The sequence below is a fragment of the uncultured Nostoc sp. genome, from assembly GCF_964245445.1.
In the GTDB taxonomy this organism is placed as follows: Bacteria; Cyanobacteriota; Cyanobacteriia; order Cyanobacteriales; family Nostocaceae; genus Nostoc.
This window is the reverse complement of sequence record NZ_CAXTNE010000492.1, coordinates 1-2,629: the sequence shown is the minus strand read 5'-3', so window position 1 is coordinate 2,629 and position 2,629 is coordinate 1. Positions and strand designations below refer to the sequence as shown.

At 40.8% G+C, this 2,629-nt stretch carries 4 protein-coding genes; 3 read left to right on the top strand and 1 reads right to left on the bottom strand.

Annotated elements, in window-relative coordinates; all coding sequences use genetic code 11:
* The 3 genes from ACFE90_RS37745 to ACFE90_RS37735 all read left to right on the top strand — a co-directional run.
* Nucleotides 1-580, top strand: a 580-nt coding sequence (locus tag ACFE90_RS37745; RefSeq protein WP_375507338.1) for a WD40 repeat domain-containing protein, incomplete at its 5' end; no start/stop codon positions are given.
* Between the two features lie 493 nt (nt 581-1,073).
* Nucleotides 1,074-1,373, top strand: coding sequence for a WGxxGxxG family protein (locus tag ACFE90_RS37740; RefSeq protein WP_375507337.1), 300 nt, complete (start codon nt 1,074-1,076; stop codon nt 1,371-1,373).
* Nucleotides 1,374-1,677: 304 nt separating this feature from the next.
* Nucleotides 1,678-1,872 (top strand): hypothetical protein, encoded by a 195-nt coding sequence (locus ACFE90_RS37735; RefSeq protein WP_375507336.1) that lies wholly within the window; start codon nt 1,678-1,680, stop codon nt 1,870-1,872.
* A gap of 340 nt (nt 1,873-2,212) precedes the next feature.
* Here ACFE90_RS37735 and ACFE90_RS37730 read toward each other — a convergent pair.
* On the bottom strand, nt 2,213-2,629 hold a 417-nt coding region (locus tag ACFE90_RS37730; RefSeq protein ID WP_375507335.1), incomplete at its 5' end, for a universal stress protein.

The window sequence follows — 2,629 nt, the reverse complement described above, 5'->3', positions numbered from 1 at the left end:
TCTGGTTAGTGGTAGTGATGACAACACCATCAAAATCTGGAATCTGGCAACAGGAGAGCAAATTCGGACACTGACAGGGCATACATTCTGGGTGCGATCGCTAGCTATTAGCCCTAATGGTGTGATTCTTGCCAGTGGCAGTTTTGACAAGACTATCAAAATCTGGAATCTGACAAAAGGGTACTCAATCCGCACACTAGAGGGAAATTTTCAAACAGTAACAGCTGTGGCTATAAGCCCAGATGGTAAAACTTTAGCCAGTGCTAGCCGCGATGTCTACGACGGGCTACACCTACGCACCATTAAACTTTGGAATCTAACTACGGGAAAAGAAATTCGCACATTAGCGGGACATGCTAACACAGTCACATCCGTAGCCTTTAGCGCCGATGGGAAAATGATTGCTAGTGGTAGCCGCGATCACACCATCAAACTGTGGAATTCAGCCACAGGAGAAGAAATTCTGGCATTGACGGGGCATAGCAACACTGTGACATCTGTAACCTTTAGCCCTGATGGCAAGACCCTTGTCAGTGGTAGTGAAGATAATACTATTAAAATTTGGCAATTGTCTCAGTGAAGAGGAATTATAGCGGTTCCGATTCAGATGCAGTAGAACATTTCCCGATAGTTTGGCGCAGAAAAATATAGGTTCACAATTTTATGTGATCGCTGCGGAAATATTGCCTTCAATTATCGGCATCTATCATACCTGAAGACATAATTTTCGATTTTATAGCAAAAGCCTTGGTGGTTAGGACATCAACAGATGAAAAAACTTAGACACAAAAAGACTTTTCACCCAGTTCCCAGTCCCCAGTCCCCAGTCGCTTGTTATATTAAAGAAAAATTCTACCTTCTGGAATCGAGCTTACTTTTAATGCGATCGCTGACTTCACTATTGCATAATTTTCCATACCCAGTAATATAACCTATACCAAAATGCTTATCTACTCGATAATTAATGCACCTTTAAGCGGATTTATATTTGCAGCTAAAGATTGATGCTGTCCGTATCAGAACTTAATATGCTTTAACTATTACTTGCAGCAATTCAATTGAGGAATGTGATCGTGAAACGCTTTAATGTCTCTAAAATTATCGGAAGTACTGCTCTTGCTCTAAGTTTGGCTACCTTGCCTACAGTTCTGCCTGCTTCTGCTCAGACAACAAGCACTACTGATGGGACTGTTACAAATACTACTACAGACAGTTCTGCTACCGACAGAAATTATCGGGATGGCGATTGGGGTTTATTGGGCTTGCTCGGTTTATTTGGTTTATTTGGTCGTAAGAGCCGCAAAGCCGATGATAATGTAGCTTATCGTGACCCTAATGCAGTAGGTTCCTCTGGCTCCCGTTCTAACTATTAATAATGAGTTGCGTTCTAATTTCGCGTAAGTCCTAAAAATAATTATGCTAAAAGCCTGCATCGGCAGGCTTTGTTCGTATGTATACATGTGAGTATTGCCGTGTCTTTACCCAGTACCCATTGAAATCAGAATCGCTATAACTGTTAAGATAGAGAAGATTTATTCCAAGCGGTCAATCAAAGGTAGTTTATAAAATGTAGTAATAAAACTGTGAGTTAATAGCTAACATCTCAGCTAGTTAGTCAACAAATAAATGAATTAAAATTTAATTTTTAGCTTTTTATATACATTTAATTGAGAAAAAATGGAAGATTCAATATTTATTATATTCCTTGGCTTTGGGAGTATTTGGATTTTGATGGGAGTTGTAGGTTGGATTGCGTTTTTAAAATCTGAGGGTGAGGAAATTAAGTTTGGTAAGTGGGGACTTATAGTTGCTATTCCAATCTTAATACCAATAATTGTTTCTCTTATTATTGGTATATTTTATAAGCATTGAAGAAGAATTCAGAAGTCAGAATTCAGGAGCGGAGCCGGAGACGCTCCGCCTCCGGCCAGAATCAAGACGCTGGTTCCGAAGCTGCGTTATCAGTCGGGGATTCAGACCCGTAACTTTCTTGTTAACCACTAAATTTTCAATAAGCGTGGAGGTGCAAAAACGCCGATTATTCAGACCCTCTCTACGAGACGCTAAAAGCGTAGCTTGCTTCTCTGTAAGAGTACGCAAACTCGCTAAAGCTGCGTTATCCACCTGTCATACAGAATACCCAACCCAATTCTGACGACTGACGCATGTATTCTGTTCGATAAAATAAATAATTATTTTTAATTCCTCAATATTACTTATTAATTGCACCCCTAACCAAAATCACTGTACTTTCTACACCAGAGGCGATCGCTTCTGGAATATTACCTTGAATCGCCTGCTGCAACAATCCCTCTTGCGATGCTCCCAAAACTACAACATCGTAACCTTCGGTTTTAACTAAGTTAATCACACCTTCCGCGACTGAATTAGCTTGAACTGGGAGAGCAACAACACTACTGGACAATTTTCGCCGCCGCATCAAATGGCGGATGGCTTGTTCTGAAACTGACATGTCTGGCTTGAGTTCAGATGGCTTAAATACTTGTGTCAGGCGAATTTTTGGATCATTTCCCAATGTAATTAAAGCCGGTAGTAATTTAATCGCCAGTGGGGAATTGGGACCACCAGCCATCGGGACTAGCCAACGGTTAAAGAGGGGATTGGGGAC

Coding starts and splice junctions, on each gene's coding strand:
- ACFE90_RS37735 (WP_375507336.1), top strand. CDS start 1,678: ATGGAAGATTCAATATTTATTATATTCCTTGGCTTTGGGAGTATTTGG.